Origin of the sequence: Haloarcula vallismortis ATCC 29715 (assembly GCF_000337775.1) — an archaeon.
GTDB lineage: Archaea > Halobacteriota > Halobacteria > Halobacteriales > Haloarculaceae > Haloarcula > Haloarcula vallismortis.
Genome location: NZ_AOLQ01000012.1, coordinates 85,418 through 100,175 on the forward strand (window position 1 = coordinate 85,418; position 14,758 = coordinate 100,175).

General features: G+C 64.0%; 17 protein-coding genes. 4 read left to right on the forward strand and 13 right to left on the reverse strand.

All coding sequences use genetic code 11. The annotated features are described in order from the left end of the window. Positions 1–75 precede the first annotated feature (75 nt). Together C437_RS04400 and C437_RS04405 are read right to left on the reverse strand one after the other, a co-directional pair. Positions 76–750: a DUF2071 domain-containing protein gene (locus tag C437_RS04400; RefSeq protein ID WP_004515683.1), complete on the reverse strand. Its 675-nt coding sequence runs from the start codon at positions 748–750 to the stop codon at positions 76–78. 21 nt (positions 751–771) lie between these two features. After that, complete coding sequence (locus C437_RS04405) at positions 772–1,476, reverse strand: YqjF family protein (RefSeq protein WP_004515684.1); 705 nt, start codon at positions 1,474–1,476, stop codon at positions 772–774. 119 nt (positions 1,477–1,595) lie between these two features. On the opposite strand from C437_RS04405, the gene C437_RS04410 reads away from it, so the two are divergent. Further along, positions 1,596–2,096, forward strand: coding sequence for a macro domain-containing protein (locus C437_RS04410; protein ID WP_004515685.1), 501 nt, complete (start codon positions 1,596–1,598; stop codon positions 2,094–2,096). Positions 2,097–2,103: 7 nt separating this feature from the next. Here C437_RS04410 and C437_RS04415 read toward each other — a convergent pair whose 3' ends face one another. From C437_RS04415 to C437_RS04435, 5 genes are read right to left on the reverse strand one after another with little or no spacing between them, the layout of a single operon-like run. Continuing rightward, positions 2,104–2,397, reverse strand: a complete 294-nt coding sequence (locus C437_RS04415) for a hypothetical protein (RefSeq protein WP_004515686.1) — start codon at positions 2,395–2,397, stop codon at positions 2,104–2,106. A gap of 57 nt (positions 2,398–2,454) precedes the next feature. Next, positions 2,455–3,432, reverse strand: coding sequence for an aldo/keto reductase (locus C437_RS04420; protein ID WP_004515687.1), 978 nt, complete (start codon positions 3,430–3,432; stop codon positions 2,455–2,457). Positions 3,433–3,475: 43 nt separating this feature from the next. Then, entirely contained in the window at positions 3,476–4,564 is a 1,089-nt protein-coding gene (locus C437_RS04425) for an ABC transporter permease (RefSeq protein ID WP_004515688.1), read from the reverse strand. Beyond that, on the reverse strand, positions 4,557–6,437 hold the full coding sequence (locus C437_RS04430; protein WP_004515689.1) for an ABC transporter permease family protein: 1,881 nt from the start codon (positions 6,435–6,437) through the stop codon (positions 4,557–4,559). Before C437_RS04430 ends, C437_RS04425 begins: the two co-directional genes overlap by 8 nt. After that, positions 6,438–7,340 carry an ABC transporter ATP-binding protein gene (locus tag C437_RS04435; protein ID WP_004515690.1) on the reverse strand — a complete coding sequence of 301 codons (903 nt, stop codon included), beginning with the start codon at positions 7,338–7,340 and terminating at the stop codon, positions 6,438–6,440. Positions 7,341–7,400: 60 nt separating this feature from the next. Here C437_RS04435 and C437_RS04440 point away from each other — a divergent pair, with 60 nt between their 5' ends. Then, the gene (locus tag C437_RS04440; protein WP_004515691.1) at positions 7,401–7,832 is read left to right on the forward strand and encodes an SRPBCC family protein; all 432 of its coding nucleotides are present in this window, start codon (positions 7,401–7,403) and stop codon (positions 7,830–7,832) included. Positions 7,833–7,851: 19 nt separating this feature from the next. Here C437_RS04440 and C437_RS04445 read toward each other — a convergent pair whose 3' ends face one another. From C437_RS04445 to sucC, 5 genes are all read right to left on the reverse strand, one after another. Further along, complete coding sequence (locus tag C437_RS04445; protein ID WP_049919607.1) at positions 7,852–8,916, reverse strand: sensor histidine kinase; 1,065 nt, start codon at positions 8,914–8,916, stop codon at positions 7,852–7,854. A 255-nt stretch (positions 8,917–9,171) separates the two neighbouring features. Further along, complete coding sequence (locus C437_RS04450) at positions 9,172–9,411, reverse strand: hypothetical protein (protein ID WP_004515693.1); 240 nt, start codon at positions 9,409–9,411, stop codon at positions 9,172–9,174. 241 nt (positions 9,412–9,652) lie between these two features. Beyond that, the gene (locus tag C437_RS04455; RefSeq protein WP_004515694.1) at positions 9,653–10,645 is read right to left on the reverse strand and encodes an ATP-binding response regulator; all 993 of its coding nucleotides are present in this window, start codon (positions 10,643–10,645) and stop codon (positions 9,653–9,655) included. Positions 10,646–10,688: 43 nt separating this feature from the next. Continuing rightward, the gene (sucD, locus tag C437_RS04460) at positions 10,689–11,561 is read right to left on the reverse strand and encodes a succinate--CoA ligase subunit alpha (protein ID WP_004515695.1); all 873 of its coding nucleotides are present in this window, start codon (positions 11,559–11,561) and stop codon (positions 10,689–10,691) included. Continuing rightward, on the reverse strand, positions 11,558–12,706 hold the full coding sequence (gene sucC, locus C437_RS04465) for an ADP-forming succinate--CoA ligase subunit beta (protein ID WP_004515696.1): 1,149 nt from the start codon (positions 12,704–12,706) through the stop codon (positions 11,558–11,560). The genes sucD and sucC overlap by 4 nt, the downstream gene beginning before the upstream one ends. Positions 12,707–12,919: 213 nt before the next feature. Here sucC and C437_RS04470 point away from each other — a divergent pair, with 213 nt between their 5' ends. After that, positions 12,920–13,702, forward strand: a complete 783-nt coding sequence (locus C437_RS04470; RefSeq protein WP_004515697.1) for an NAD-dependent protein deacylase — start codon at positions 12,920–12,922, stop codon at positions 13,700–13,702. Between the two features lie 16 nt (positions 13,703–13,718). Here C437_RS04470 and C437_RS04475 read toward each other — a convergent pair whose 3' ends face one another. Then, positions 13,719–14,144, reverse strand: coding sequence for a DUF5793 family protein (locus tag C437_RS04475; protein ID WP_004515698.1), 426 nt, complete (start codon positions 14,142–14,144; stop codon positions 13,719–13,721). Positions 14,145–14,246: 102 nt separating this feature from the next. Between C437_RS04475 and C437_RS04480 the strand changes: the two genes are divergently transcribed. Beyond that, a complete protein-coding gene (locus tag C437_RS04480) occupies positions 14,247–14,747 on the forward strand; it encodes a TIGR04206 family protein (protein ID WP_004515699.1) in 501 nt (166 codons plus the stop codon). Positions 14,748–14,758: the final 11 nt, after the last annotated feature.

A 14,758-nucleotide genomic window follows, 5' to 3' on the forward strand; every position in this document is an offset into this window, starting at 1 on the left:
CGGCAAGGTCCTTGTCCCCTCAACGGTCTGTCCGTACTTATATTTCAAGGGAGTCAGGTTGCCCGCAGATTCCGGCTATGGCGGTACCGGTAGGGCAATCGACACTCGAAGCGCCGGGCTGTGATGGACTAGCGGGTCCGAGTTAGGGGCCGATACACCAACCAGTGAGAGGACAGATCCAATCACAGTGGCGTCAACGCGGTCGAGTCGCCACGGGTCGTGACCGACGCTGCCGACGAGGGGCGTCCCGAAGCGCCCGGTCGTGAAGTAGCGCTGTCGGTCGACGAGGAAGGAAGCCAGCGAGTCCGGTGGAATCGCCACTGGCTCACCGCCAGCCGTGTACCGACACTCGAACAGTCGTCGCTCCCCGGCATCAAGGACTCGGCGACGGTCAGCCGTCGAGAGCGTCCGCGGGACGGCATCGCCAACCGTGATTCGAAACAGTTCCGAAACTGCCGTCGTTGTCCGTTTGTCGTCACCGAACAGCCCCAGCACACAGACCCCACGCTGGCCGGTCGGGCCGCGGACGTAGGTTCGAACTGTGAGCAACTCCGACGACCCGGCGACTTCGACACCGAACGTTTCGACGCAGTCAACGGTCGCTGCGACGGCTGACACCCAGGCGTTGCCGTCGGCCGTATCGACGGTGACCCAGTCGGGAACTGCCGCTCGCACCGCTGTCTCCGAGACCGGCCAGTGACAGAAGCACACGTCATCGAGCGTGACCTGCAGCGGGCGGAGGGCGACCACATACTCACTGGGGTCGACACGCTAATCAGTGTACTGGGTAACCCCGTCGAGCCGGTGGAGACGGCCCGCAGTCACCGGAATCTCGGCGCAGTAGTGGACGAGCGGGTCGCCGCCGGGTCTGTCGAACCCCGACGCGGCGAACAGGCCGTTCGTCCGAATGTCTGCCTGCCCCATCTGAAGCGGCCACGGCTCGTGGTCGATGTCTGCGTAATACACCGTCCCGTCGTCGCTCGCGGCGTAGAAGCGGTACCGCTCCACCAGGAACGACTCCACCGAGCCCGGTTCGGGCGTCGACGGCGGCTCAGTCGGCTCGTATGTGGCGTGGAAATCCGCCGGCGGTGCCCGCGAACTGGTCCGACGGCTCCGGAACTCGACGCTGTCGCCGTCGGTCCGGACCTGCATCGACGCCCGGTAGTAGGACAACTGGAACAGTCGCCGGGCCATCGTGACGCTGAGGCGGTCGTCGGCGTCGAGGTTGTAGAAGTACACGCCCGGCGTCCCGTCTGCGACCACGTAGGTCCGGAGATTCAGCTCTCCGAAGGACCGCCCGATTGGGCTGCCTCGCGGTCTGATATCCGCCATCTGGAACGGCACCACGCTGAGCCATGCCTGCCCATCGTACGTGTCGACATCGAGCCCATCCGGTAGTGTCGCCTGGACACTGTCTGGCTCGACCGGCCAGTGCATGAACCCCACGTCCCGCCACGTCATCGTCAACAGGTCCATACCTGTTTGTAGTGGCCAGAGGGGTTTTTGCCTGACGTGGGGTACGATGACAGGCACCAATGAAAGCCACCGGTCGCGCCGGCGCTAAAACTTTGTCAGTGCCACTCCCAGCGTCGCGTATGGAGTTCGAGGTGATCCAGGGCGACATCGCTGCACAGTCGGCGGACGCACTGGTCAACGCGGCGAACACCAGCCTGCGGATGGGCTCGGGCGTCGCGGGGGCGCTCAAGCGCGCGGCCGGGTCTGGGCTGAACGACGAAGCCGTCGCCAAAGGTCCCGTCGAGCTCGGCGGTGTCGCCACGACCGACGCCTACGACCTCGACGCCGAGTACGTCATCCACGCCGCCGCGATGCCGCCGGGTGGGCAGTCGACAGCGGAAAGCATCCGCACTGCGACCCGGAATACGCTGGCGGAGGCAGACGCGCTGAACTGCGAATCACTGGTTCTCCCAGCCATCGGCTGTGGCATCGCCGGGTTCGACTTCGAGGCGGGTATCAGAATTATCTGCACTGTCGTCGACGAGTACCAGCCCGACTCCCTGACAGACGTTCGACTCATCGCCTACGCCGACGACGACTTCGAAGAAATGCAACGGGCCGCGGCCGACGTTCGCGACTGACGGTCCCCTATAGCAGGTGCACGCGCCCGGCGCGCCACTCCCAGGCGAGTTCCAGTGCGATCCAGCAGACGAGCCATATCGCCGCGAAAGTAAACACGAGCCACGTCGAGCCGAGGTACGTCGTGGTTCCAGCGATGGGCTGGAGCCACGGATACGCTTGCACACCAATGATGAGCGTCACGACGAGTCCGAGTATCCCGGTCACGTAGTGTTCGGCCGCGTTCCCTATCGAGCAGACACAACCGTCACCGCCCGTTGTCTCATCGAGTCTCTCGTTGCTCGGTCCCCGAGCGTTGGTCATTGTTACCTTTCCTCATTGTTAGAGTTCACCACACAGCGCATTAACCGTTTCGGCGGCTTACTCGTGGCCCGACACCCGAACTGGCTCGTAGGGGGCTTCGAGCCACTCTACGTCGCTCGGTGAGAGGTCAATTTCAAGCGCCGCGACGGCTTCTTCGAGGTGTTCGAGGCTACTCGTCCCGATAATCGGTGCGTCGACCCACTCCTTGTCCAGTACCCAGGCCAGCGCGATCTGTGCCATCGACGCGTCGTACTCGTCGGCCAGTTCCTGTACGCGCTCGTTGACCTCGCGGCCGTTACCCTCGTAGTAGGGGTGTTCACGAGCGTAGTCATCTGTCTCACCCCGAACTGTCTCCTCGACCTGCTCGTGTGGCCGGGTGAGATAGCCCCGTGCAAGCGGGCTCCACGGGATGACGCCGACGTTCTCTTTGTCACACAGCGGGAGCATCTCGCGTTCCTCCTCGCGGTACAGCAGATTGTAGTGGTTCTGCATCGTCTCGAATCGCTCCAGCCCCTCGCGCTCGCTCGTCCGCAGCGCATCGGCGAACTGGTGGGTCCACATCGACGACGCGCCGACGTAGCGCGTCTGTCCGCGCCGGACGGCATCGTCAAGCGCCCGGAGCGTTTGCTCGATGGGCGTGTCGTAGTCCCAGCGGTGAATCTGGTAGAGGTCGACGGTGTCCATCCCGAGCCGGGAAAGCGAGTTCGACAACTCCTGTTCGATGGCCTTCCGCGAGAGCCCCCCGGAGTTGGGGTTGTCCTCGTCCATCTGGAAGTACCCCTTCGTCGCCACGACCTGGCTGTCGCGGTCGTAGTCGTCGAGGACGGTCCCGAGGACGCGCTCGGACTCACCCATCGAGTACATGTTGGCGGAATCGAAGAAGTTGATGCCGAGGTCGATGGCCCGCTCGATGACCTCGCGGCTCTCCTCTTCGTCGAGCACCCAGTCGCGCCACTCCGAGGTTCCGAAGCTCATACAGCCCAGACAGAGCCGGCTGACCTCCATGCCAGTCGACCCGAGTGTCGTGTACTCCATGCTCGGAGTCGCGTACGCGCTGGCGAAAAAGGTTCGGCGTCGGCTACAGCGATTCTGCCGCAATTCGCCCCATGTACACTCTGGCCACAGCGTAGCCAGCAACCGCCAGCACGACCGCCCCACCGACGTGGCCGTAAGTCAGTAAGGTCGGACTATCGACCGCAAGCTTCGCCACCGTTGTCGCCGGGTGCTCCGGAAGGAGCACGGCCCCGCCAAAGAGTACGAGCGTGAGCACGGAGAACAGCAACTGCGCCGGGCGACGGTTCTGGAGCGTGATGCCCAGCACGACCCCGAGCGTCACGACGACGACGGTGACGGCCGTGATGAACAGCAAGATTGCCGCCGGGTTCGAGACGGCGATGCCGTTCGTGGACAGCAACCCGAGCCACAGCAGCGCCTGTGCAGGGGCAAGCAACACCATCCCGAGGGCCTTTCCGTCGATGATGTCGAGCAGCGATACCGGAGCCACGCGGAGCAGTTCCATCGTGCCGCGTTCGAGTTCTTCGGTGACGGTGTCGACGGCCACTGAGCCGCTAATAAAGGGCGGGAGGAACAGCAGCAGCGGAATCAGGATGGTGTAGGTGAACCCGAAGTACTGGCTCGCGCTCACAGTGTCAGGCAGTGGCACCGGCGGCTGGTCGAGATACGGCGTCCGCTCCAGTCGCTCCTGGCGCTCCAAGGCGCTGAGGACCCGGCGCACTTCGACGACGATGAGCGTCGACCGGATGCTTCCCTCGGGGACGACGGCAGTGACCTGTATCTGCTCCCCTGGCCCGCGCGCCGACGGGACGTACTCTCCGCGCAGTATCGCGTCGACCCGCCGCTGGTCGAACGCCCGCTGTGCGGCGGCCTCGCTCTCGAAGGCGGTGACGCTTGTGCCGTCCTGTTCGGCGGCCGCGGCCTCAAGTTCCTCCCGGGCGTCACCGGTGACGGCCATCTCCACCTCGCCGGCTGCGACCGAGCCGGGGTCGTACAGCGACGTGAGGCCGACAACGAGAAACGAAGAGAATCCCGCGACGAACAGCTGAATGAGCAGCGCCAGCACGATGGTCTTCTCGCGGGACAGCGACCGGATGTCCCGCCGAGCGATGACGACTCGCGGGTCGCGCCAGAAGGGGCGATCTTCAGACAAGGGTGCTCACCACCGTGAAGTTGTACGCGAAGTGGACGACGATAGCCACGGTCAGGGCAGCGGCGTAGGCCCGTCGCCCGCGGCTCGCGCCAACCGACGAGATGGCCGCTGTCACCGTGTGCAGCGCCAGCGGGAGCAGGAACAGGAGCCCTGCAACCCACAGCGGCAGGCCAGCAGGCAACGTTGCACCCTGCAGCGCCGCCTCGCCGATAGGCAGGCTCTCTAAGTCAGACAGCCTTGCGATAAGCAGCCCTTTCTCTCCGATGAAGAAGCCGAGTCCGGAGAGCGCGCCGATGCCGAGCGCCGACCGGAGCGTCCGCTCGTATCGGGCGTGCTCGTAGCCGGCGTAGACGTGCAGGCTCTTTGCCAGTTCCTCGATGACGACGATGACGCCGAGCACGAGCACGATGCCGAGCGACTGGTTCGTCCCGAAGACGTTCAGCGACACCGAGTCGAGGACGAACAGGAACGCGATGGCTGCCAGCTCGGCGACGATGACCAATGGCAACAGGACGATGCTCATCTTCAGCGCGCTACGACGGGAGTTGATACCGCCGGCCAGCGCATCGAGCACCTTCAGCGGAATCGGGCGCTGGGTGAACATATCCTCTTCCCGGTAGAGGCCGGCCCCCAGACCGAACAGCACCAGCCCGGTCAAAAGTGGCGGGGCCGTCGAGAAGACGAACGACGAGAGCCCGACCGGCTGGCCAGTGAGGTCGAGGACGACCAGCGTCAGTGGTGAGATGAGCGCAATCGGCGTCACGTCGGTGAAGATGGCCGGCACGAACGCGTAGGAGGTCAGCGTCACCGTTATGGTCACCGTCACGAAGGTGAGCTCCTTGAATGAGCGAGCGAACATCGCCCCGCAGAACGTTGCCGAGAGGAACAGAACGACGAGCGGGACCACCGCCAGTACCGCGACGTAACTTCCCGCTGGCGCGATGTTCCCGAACCGTAGCGCCGCGGTGATGAGTGCCGCCACGCCGACAGCACCCGCGAGGTACGGGAGTGTCTTTCCGCCGATGATGTCGCCCCGCGAGGCTGGCGTCACCAGCAGGAGTTCACCGCGCCGATTGAGCCGTTCCGAGAGCATCGACGAGCCGTACGCTTGGATGACGAAGTTCATCGGCACGATGTAGAGGAAGGCAAGGACGAGCGACTCGAAGGGGAACGGCGGCGAGATATCAGAGGGGGTGCCGCCCTGCACGTCGCCGGTCAGCCGCGCGCCGATAGCGCCGAGGTTTGCACCGCTGCCGCCGGCGGTTCCACCGTCGCCGCTACCGCCGGCGGTATCGGTGTCTGAACCGTCGCCGCTGCCGCCGGCGCTCGAATCGCTGCTGTCCGAGGTACCGGACCCGCCGTCCGAGGAGCCCGACCCGTCACTGCTGTCCCCACCACGGGGGTCAAGCTGGCTACTCCCTGACTGTTGCTCGTAGACGAGCGTCACAGATACGGGGAAGGCGGCGGTCTGATTGTCGTCCCGGGCGAGTGTTCGGTCGTTATACCGCGCCGTGCTGTCGCGGAGTTCGGTGAGTGCGGCCCGCTCTTTCGCCGTCTGCGGAACGCTCTGGAGCTGGGTCCCCCGATACAGGAGTTCCTGCTGGCGTCGTTCAATAGCCGCGGGGTCGGGCTCTCGGATGTCGAAGGTCGGGTCGTCGGCCGCGACGCCGTAGTACGGGCTGCTCTCGTCGACGCCGATGCGGTAGATGCCATTATCCATGCCCGCGCCGGTACCGCCGCTGACGGCTATCGCGGCGACCGCGCCCATCGCGACGAGCGACAGCGCCATCACGAGGATGGTCCGCTTGTCGACGCCGCCGGCGTTTTTCGTCACCTCCCACTTCGCGACGCGCAGGAGCTTGTCGAGTTGCATCTACTCCGCGTCCTCCTCGACGTACCGTGTGCCGCGGGTCCCGGCCTCGGCGACGTTGAGGAACACCTCCTCCAGGCTGGACTCCTCCGTTCGTATGTCGACCACGTCACCGCCGTTTGCCTCCGCCTGTTCGCGTGTCTTCTCGACGGCGTCCATGCTCTCGACCACCCGCTTGTACGACCCGTTTTCCTGCACTCCGTCGGGCACATCGACGGTCGTATAGACGTGATACCGCGTGTGGCCGTACTCGGCCTGGAGTTCGTCGAGGTCACCGCGGGCGACGATTTCACCCTCGTTCATGATGACGACCCGGTCGCAGATAGATTCGACGTGAAAGAGGTTGTGTGCGGAGAAAACGATGGTCTTGCCTTCTTTCGCCAACTGCTCCGTGAACTCGATGACGTAGTTCGTCGTTAGCGGGTCCAGTCCCGAGGCTGGCTCGTCGTAGATAAGCACGTCAGGGTCATTGATGAGCGAGCGGGCGATAGCGACCTTCCGTTTCATGCCCTTGGACATGTCGCCGAGCTTCCGGTCCCGGTGTTCGAGCTCCAGTTCGTCAAGCGTGTCGTGCATCCGCTCCTCGGCCACGTCCGGTGGCACGTCGTAGAGGTCTGCGAAGAATTTCAGATAGGAGATCGGCGTCATCTCTTCGTACAGCGGCGACTCCTCGGGGAGAAAGCCCAACTGCTGGCGCATCTCGGCCGTTTCGGTGTCCAGGCCTGCGATTTCGGCGGTACCGCTCGTCGGCTCCAGCAGGCCCGCGAGCATCTTCAGCGTCGTCGTCTTGCCGGCCCCGTTCGGCCCGATGATACCGAACACCTCGCCGCGGTCGACCGAAAACGAACTGCCCTGTACAGCGACGAAACCGCCGTACTCCTTTCGAATATCCCGGGCGTCAATCATCTGGCGATTGGTTGTGAGTGAACCAACCTATACCTTGGCTCCGGTCTATTGCTTCTGATAATGGCACTCGAACTCGGCGGGCGTCGCGTCTCACTCGAACGAACACCGGACGGCCGACGACTGCTCGTCCGGCACGACGTCGACGCGTCGGTCGACACCGTCTGGAACGTCCTGACTGACACCGACTGCTGGGCAGACTGGGGCCCGTCTGTCACAGCCGTTGAGACAGCGGACCGGTACATCACCGGGGGGACGACCGGTCGCGTTCGCGTCGCTGGCGCAGTGTGGCTCCCGTTTGAAGTGACAACATGTGCGCCGTACCGCTGGACGTGGACCGTCGCACGGCTCCCTGCGACGGGCCATTTCGCTGAAGAACGGGCCGGCGGCTCCGTCGTCGGGTTCGAAATCCCGCCGCTGGCGACTGGCTACGCTCCGGTGTGTGCCCGAGCGTGCCAACGGATCGCCGCTCTGTCACAGCAACGCGAGGCGTAGGCAGCGCTGGGCCGCCCAATCAGGGCTGTATTGGCGTCTTCGAGCGGGTGTCGGTGCCGTTCTTTGAGCGGTCTCTCGTTACATCCGTAATCTCGAAGCGCGTTCCGCCCTCGTTGCTTTCCGTCACGTCAATGTTCCAGTCGTGGGCTTCGACGATTCGCTGGACGATTGCCAGTCCAAGCCCACCTTCGCCGTCGGTAGTGGTGTAGCCGTCGTCGAGTACCGCCTCACGCTTTTCTGGCGGGATTCCGGAGCCGTTATCGGCGATATAAAACCCACCAGTAATATCGCCGACACGAATTGTCAGGCCGGTGCTGCCACGTTCGAGGTCGTCGGCCCCCGGCCGACTGCCTGTGTGACTGTACCTCACACTGTCATCGGACTCTGTCCGACTCCCCGTGGAGCCGTGCTCCACGGCGTTCCGAAACAGATTTTCGAACAGGTGACGGAGCCGATCCGGGTCAGCGTCGATGACGGCTGTCGTTTCGTTTTGCAGCGTTGTGTCCCCTGTTGGCACGGCCTCCCAGCAGCTATCGACCAGCGCTCCGATATCAACGGCCTCCGTCTCACTGATGACGTGTCCGCTCCGAGCCAGCGTCAGCGTCCGGTCAATGAGTGTCTCCATCCGGCCCATGGCTGTCGCAGCCGTCTGCAGGTGCTCCGAGTCGCGGTCCATTCGTTCGAGTTCGAGCTGACCGGACGCGACGTTGAGCGGGTTCCGGAGGTCGTGTGCGACAACGGCCGCGAACTCGTCAAGGCGTTCGTTGCGCTGCTCGACAGCTTCTCGCTGGAGCCGCTGTCGCTCGGCTTCGACGGCTCTAGATATCGCACGAGCCTCGAAGATGCCCGCGACCAGACCGCCGGAGCCGCCGACAGCAACGGCAAACAGTGCCCATCCGATGGTCCACCGTAGCGACCCAGCGGGCCAGGTCCACATCATCATCAGGTTCAACAGCAGGAAGCCGCCGAGTCCACCGATGAACCAGATTCCGACTCGCTGGTACCGCGACGAGGTTAGGTCTGAGTTCCCCAGCCAGAAGCCACCAACGATAATCACCGCGGCAAACGGCACGACTGCCAGCATACTGACGACGAAATCGGCCGTGAGAACAGCTGGAAGTCCAGCATCGGAGAAGTAAAAATAATTGCCGATGATCCCGAGCAGCAGGAGCCATCCAACTCCCTGAATAAGGGCTGGCAGGGAATCGGAGTGGCGCTCTGGATCTGTCACTTCCCCAGTAGTTTGTTGGATGAACATTTACCGCTGTTGGCCAGCGGAACAGGCACATGTCGAGTTGTCCGCGCTGTCGTCCACCGAACTGCTAGCCGGCTATTCCTTCTAGCTGCGTTTGGTTACGCGTGCGTCCGATACTTTGTGGATGTCGTCGTCGATTCCGGTGCCGTCACAGTCGTCATTCGGACATCGATAGTGCCAGCCATCCTCTGTCGCCGCTCGCTCGGTAAACCGGTCACCACATTCGTCACAGTAGAGCTGCCCGTCCGAACACGTGTCGCGGTGAAGTTCGAGTTCGAGTTCTGTGCCGAAGGTCCGCTTGCAGTTCCGACAAATATGAGGCATATTCGAAGATACAAATTCATCCCTTATAGCGATACCGGAACGTTCACGGCCGCTTCTTTCCGTTGACGGAGGATTCGGGCCGCCCGCCGTCCGTCGATTTTCGATATGTTGTACACCTCATATCTTGGACAGTAATGGTTGACAACGCTGACTACCGATGTGCACATCTCGGCAAAGCCAGTTCGGGACCAGACGCAAGCTACCGTTCCAGGAGTGTCGTTTATCGTCTGTCCCAACGCCGCTAAGCTGTCGCTACGTCGATGCGCGTGCCGCCGGATTCGCTGGTCCCGACTGACACTGTCCATCCGTGTGCCCGCGCCACGGTGTCGACGAGGAACAACCCGTATCCCTCCCCCTCTCGCGTTGTCCCAAAGCCCTGTTCGAACACTCTGTCGCGGTCTGATTCGGGAATCCCCGGGCCGTCGTCGGCCACGTAGAATCCTGACTCGGTGTCACCGACGGTGACGGTCACCGGCCCCTCGGTGTGAGCGATGGCATTGTCGAACAGTTCGCGAAGCAACAACTGCAGTCGGTCGTTTTCGGCGTCGATAGCCGCGTCTGTCGTCACGTCGAGCGTCGCATCCTCGTAGCTCGCTGCGGCCCAGACCGAAGTGGCGACGTCAGAAAGCGACACCGAGTCGGTTTCCGAAACAGGGCGTCCAATGCTTCCGATACGAGACAGGTCGGTAAGCAGCGACTCGACTCGGGTGACGGACCGAAGCAATGCGTCTTCATGGGGCTCACCGATATCGAGTAGCTCTAACCGGCCCATGACGACGTTCAGGGGATTCTTTGCGTCGTGGGAGATGCCGCTTGAAATATCGTCCCACTGGCTGGCACCGACCCGCCAGTCCGTCGGCCACCGGGTCGCGTACGCTTCGAGCTTCGCGGCCAGCAGTGATGCCGGCGTTGCTGCGGTCACGTATTCGGTGACGCCGGCTCGGAGCGCCTCGGTGACCCGGTCGGGCTCGGGGTCTGTCCCGACGAGTACAATCGGAATATCGGTGCCTGCTGCCCGTAGCGCTTCGAATACCGCAACCCCGTCACAATCACCGTCATCACTGATAACGGCACCTCTGATGTTCCCGTCACGCAGCCGGTCCTGTATGTCACTCGTGTCTGGGACCGCCTCGGCTGTTGCCTCGTCCGTGGCCAGTGCGTCAGAAAGTGTCCCAGCTAGATCAGTCACTTCGCTACCGGCGACGAGATAGACGGTCCCACGAGCAGGCGTCATCCTCTGGCACTACGAAAACAGGTGATAAGAAACCGACGGTGCCCTACAGCAGGTCTTCGACGTGGTCGGCGACTTCCTCGGGTGTGTCACCGACCGGGACACCGTTGTCCTCCAGCGCGGTGATCTTCGACTGTGCGGTCCCGGTGCCGGAGCCGGAGACGATAGCGCCGGCGTGGCCCATGCGCTTTCCGGGCGGCGCGGTTCGACCGGCGATGAAGCCGGCGACCGGCGTGTCCATGTGCTCGCCGATATAGCGGGCGGCCTCTTCCTCGTCCTCGCCACCGATTTCGCCGCACATCACGACGGCGTGGGTGTCGGGGTCGGCTTCGAACTGTTCGAGCGCGCCGATGAAGTCCGTCCCGATGATTGGGTCGCCGCCGATACCGATGGCCGTCGACTGACCGATACCGCGGTTGGTGAGGTTGTCGACGACCTGGTAGGTCAGCGTCCCCGAGCGGGAGACGAGCCCGACGTTCCCGGACGAGAAGATGTTCCCCGGGAGGATGCCGAGTTTGGCGACGCCCGGCGTGATGACGCCGGGACAGTTCGGACCGACCAGATGCGTGTCGGTCTCCTGCAGTTTGCGGTAGACCCGGGCCATGTCCTGGGTCGGGATGCCCTCAGTGATGGCGACGACGAGGTCGATGCCGTCTGCATCGAGGGCCTCGAAACAGGCGTCACCGGCGAAGGCCGGCGGCACGAACACGACGGCGGCGTTCGCATCGGCTTCGCGGGCCGCGCCCTGCACAGTATCGAACACCGGCACGCCAGCGACTTCTTGGCCACCGCGGCCGGGCACTGCGCCGGCGACGACGTTCGTGCCGTACTCAAGCATCTGTTCGGTGTGGAACTTCCCTTCACCGCCGGTGATTCCCTGTACAACGACTCGGGTGTCTTCGTCGACTAGAACACTCATGCTTCCACCTCCTTTGCGTACTCAACCGCACGCTGGACGGCGTCCTCCAGCGTGTGCTCGACCGTAACCAGGTCCTCGTTCAGAATCTCCATGCCCTCCTCGGCGTTGGTCCCCGCGAGTCGGACGGTGACCGGCTTTGGAATCTCGTCGAACTGCTCCAGCGCTTGGTTGATGCCGTTGGCGACCTCGTCACCGCGGGTGATGCCGCCGAAGATGTTGAACACGACCGAGTCGACGTTGTCGTCGGAAAACACCATATCGAGCGCGTTGGCGATTCGGTCGGCCTTCGCGCCGCCACCGACATCGAGGAAGTTGGCGGGTTCGCCGCCGTAGTAGTCCACGAGGTCGAGCGTCGTCATCACGAGGCCCGCACCGTTGCCGATGATGCCGACGTTACCGTCCAGTCGGACGTAGTCGAAGCCGTACTCGTCGGCCTTCTGTTCGAGCTCGTCGCCCTCCGCGGCCTCCTCGCCCATCTCGGCAATCTCGGGCTGGCGGAACAGGGCGTCGCCGTCGATGTTCATGACGGCGTCGGCCGCGATGACCTCGTCGTCGGCCGTAATCATCAGTGGGTTGATTTCCGTGTCAGCGCCGTCGCGGTCGTCCCAGAGCTGGTACAGCGTCGTGAGGACGCTCGCCACGTCGTTTGCGACCTCGCGGTCGACACCGGCTTCGTAGACGACCTTCCGGGCCTGGAACGGGTGCATCCCGAAGGCGGGGTCGATGTGTTCCCGGGCGATAGCGTCGGGGTCCTCTTCGGCGACCTCCTCGATGTTGACGCCGCCTTTCGTCGAGACCATCGCGACGGGCCGGCCCTCGTTGCGGTCCATTGTCACGCCGACGTACAGCTCGTTGACGAAGTCGACGGCTTCCTCGACGAGCACCTTCGAGACGTGGTAGCCCTTGAGGTCCATCCCGATGATGTCCTCGGCGGCCTCGCGAGCCTCCTCCTTGGACTCGACGAGCTTGATGCCGCCGGCCTTACCGCGGCCGCCGACGTGTACCTGTGCCTTGATTGCGACCGGATATCCGATTTCCTCGGCCGCGTCGACGGCCTCGTCTACTGTCTCGGCCAGCTGCGAGGCGGGCGTCGGAATGCCCGCGTCAGCGAAGACTTGCTTCGCCTGGTATTCGTGCAAGCGCATGTCATGCAGAAAGGCGAGCGGTGGCGATTTAAATCCGTCCGTTTCTCTTCCTGCGACCACGCGGGGGAGCGTCCCAGTTTACTGTGGGTACCGCGACTGTGTTTGAAGCACAGTGTGACGTGTTATTGTACGGCGACTCAGGCTGTGAGAGCGCATCCACGGTCGTTAGGTTCGATCCGATAGACCCACACCGTCGCACTCCGAAGCGAGCGTATGGCCGAGGACAGGCACGGAATCGGCAACGTTGACAGTGAGACGCTCGATGCCGTAGCTGAGGCACTTCGCACCGCCGAAACCGCTGTTGCGCTCACCGGCGCTGGTGTCTCGACGGCGTCAGGCATCCCCTCCTTTCGCGGCGATGACGGTATCTGGGAGCGCCACGACCCGGCGGACTTCCACCGCCGCCGGCTCGACGCTGACCCGGCTGGCTTCTGGGAAGACCGGCTCTCACTCCGGGAGGCCATCTACGGCGACGTAGACCCCGAACCCAACGCCGCCCACGAGGCGCTGGCGACACTCGAATCCACGGGGCACATAGAGGCCGTGCTCACGCAGAACGTCGACGGACTGCACGACGCCGCTGGCACGGACCGAGTCATCGAACTGCACGGGACCCACCGGCGCGTGGTCTGTGACGACTGCGGCCACCGCCGGGATGCCGAGGCGGTGTTCGAGGCGGCTTCCGGGGACGGCGACCTGCCGCCCCGCTGTGACTGCGGCGGCGTCTACCGCCCCGATGTGGTGCTGTTCGGCGAACCCATGCCCGACGTGGCGATGAACGAGGCCCAGCGCCTCGCCCGGGACAGCGACGTGTTCCTGGCCGTGGGGTCGTCGCTGTCGGTTCGGCCGGCATCGCTCCTGCCGAAAATCGCGGCAGAGGCGGACAGCACACTGGTCGTCATGAACTACGAGGAGACGCCGCGTGACGGGAGTGCGACGCACGTGCTTCGTGCGGATGTCACGCAGGTGCTCCCGGCGATTGCCGAGCGAGTGTGACAGCGCGGAGACGGATCTAAAGCTCGACGCCGCCGGGAATCAGGCTTTGCCCGCGCAGGAGATCCCCGTCGTGGTCGTAGACGAGCAGCGTCCGCAGCTCGTAGGTCCGTGACTCGCCGTCGCCGTCAGTGAGACGGACTGTAAACTGTGGGTCTTCTTGAGCGTCCGCCGCAGAAACGAGCGCGTCGACGTCCGCCGTCGGGGCTGTCGCTTCGAAGACGTACTCGCCGGTGAGTCGGTTCGTTAGCGAGAGCACGCCGTCGCTTTCGGGCTGGCGGCGGAAGGTCACGTCAATGTCCTCGCCATCGAGGGTGCCGCCGTCTACTTTGCTGAGGCGCTCGCGGAGCTCTCCTGTCGGCCCATCGTATACAATCGCGATCGTCGGGTCGTCGTTGTCGGTGGCCGAAGCCTGGATGTCGACGGTGAAGTAATCACGCCTCATTCCGGTACTTATCGGTACGTGGCCCGGCCAAATGAACGTAACGGCGCACCGACTGTCGGTATCGGTAGCTTTTACCGGACCGGCCCACCCTCTGACAGTAGTATGGCCTGGGTGAAATCAGAGTACGCGGGGGAGTTCGCGGTGCTTGCGACGTGGCTCGTGGGATTGGCCCCGTGGTCGGTGTCACTGTTCGAGATCGAGGGGGTTACTGTCATCGGACTCCGCTTTCTCCCGTTCCGGTTTCAGTTCATCTTCGGTGCGACGCTCCCCGGCGAGCGGCCCTTTCTCTGGGCCTGGCAGGTCGCCGCGTTTCAGCAGTCGGCCCCGCTTGTGCTCGCCGGGACACTCGGGGCCGCGGCCCTGGCCGTTTTCCTGTTGCCGTTCGGCCTCAGCCTCTACTATTACGCCGCTGAAGACCGCGTTGAGGCGGCTCTCCCTGTGGACCCCGTCCGACTGTTCGGCGGGCTGCTCGGCCTTGTTGGCGTTCTTACGCTCGCGGCCAGCGGGCTGTTCATCACGTCCTTTCCCGGCATCACCGTCCCCATCGGGGCGCTCGTCGCCCTCGTGTTCGCCTATCTCTTATTGACCGTCGACCGAGCGTGAGGGCAGGGTCC

Coding starts and splice junctions, on each gene's coding strand:
- C437_RS04405 (WP_004515684.1), bottom strand. CDS start 1,476: ATGGACCTGTTGACGATGACGTGGCGGGACGTGGGGTTCATGCACTGG.
- C437_RS04410 (WP_004515685.1), top strand. CDS start 1,596: ATGGAGTTCGAGGTGATCCAGGGCGACATCGCTGCACAGTCGGCGGAC.
- C437_RS04415 (WP_004515686.1), bottom strand. CDS start 2,397: ATGACCAACGCTCGGGGACCGAGCAACGAGAGACTCGATGAGACAACG.
- C437_RS04420 (WP_004515687.1), bottom strand. CDS start 3,432: ATGGAGTACACGACACTCGGGTCGACTGGCATGGAGGTCAGCCGGCTC.
- C437_RS04430 (WP_004515689.1), bottom strand. CDS start 6,437: ATGCAACTCGACAAGCTCCTGCGCGTCGCGAAGTGGGAGGTGACGAAA.
- C437_RS04435 (WP_004515690.1), bottom strand. CDS start 7,340: ATGATTGACGCCCGGGATATTCGAAAGGAGTACGGCGGTTTCGTCGCT.
- C437_RS04440 (WP_004515691.1), top strand. CDS start 7,401: ATGGCACTCGAACTCGGCGGGCGTCGCGTCTCACTCGAACGAACACCG.
- C437_RS04445 (WP_049919607.1), bottom strand. CDS start 8,916: ATGCTGGCAGTCGTGCCGTTTGCCGCGGTGATTATCGTTGGTGGCTTC.
- C437_RS04450 (WP_004515693.1), bottom strand. CDS start 9,411: ATGCCTCATATTTGTCGGAACTGCAAGCGGACCTTCGGCACAGAACTC.
- C437_RS04455 (WP_004515694.1), bottom strand. CDS start 10,645: ATGACGCCTGCTCGTGGGACCGTCTATCTCGTCGCCGGTAGCGAAGTG.
- sucD (WP_004515695.1), bottom strand. CDS start 11,561: ATGAGTGTTCTAGTCGACGAAGACACCCGAGTCGTTGTACAGGGAATC.
- sucC (WP_004515696.1), bottom strand. CDS start 12,706: ATGCGCTTGCACGAATACCAGGCGAAGCAAGTCTTCGCTGACGCGGGC.
- C437_RS04470 (WP_004515697.1), top strand. CDS start 12,920: ATGGCCGAGGACAGGCACGGAATCGGCAACGTTGACAGTGAGACGCTC.
- C437_RS04475 (WP_004515698.1), bottom strand. CDS start 14,144: ATGAGGCGTGATTACTTCACCGTCGACATCCAGGCTTCGGCCACCGAC.
- C437_RS04480 (WP_004515699.1), top strand. CDS start 14,247: ATGGCCTGGGTGAAATCAGAGTACGCGGGGGAGTTCGCGGTGCTTGCG.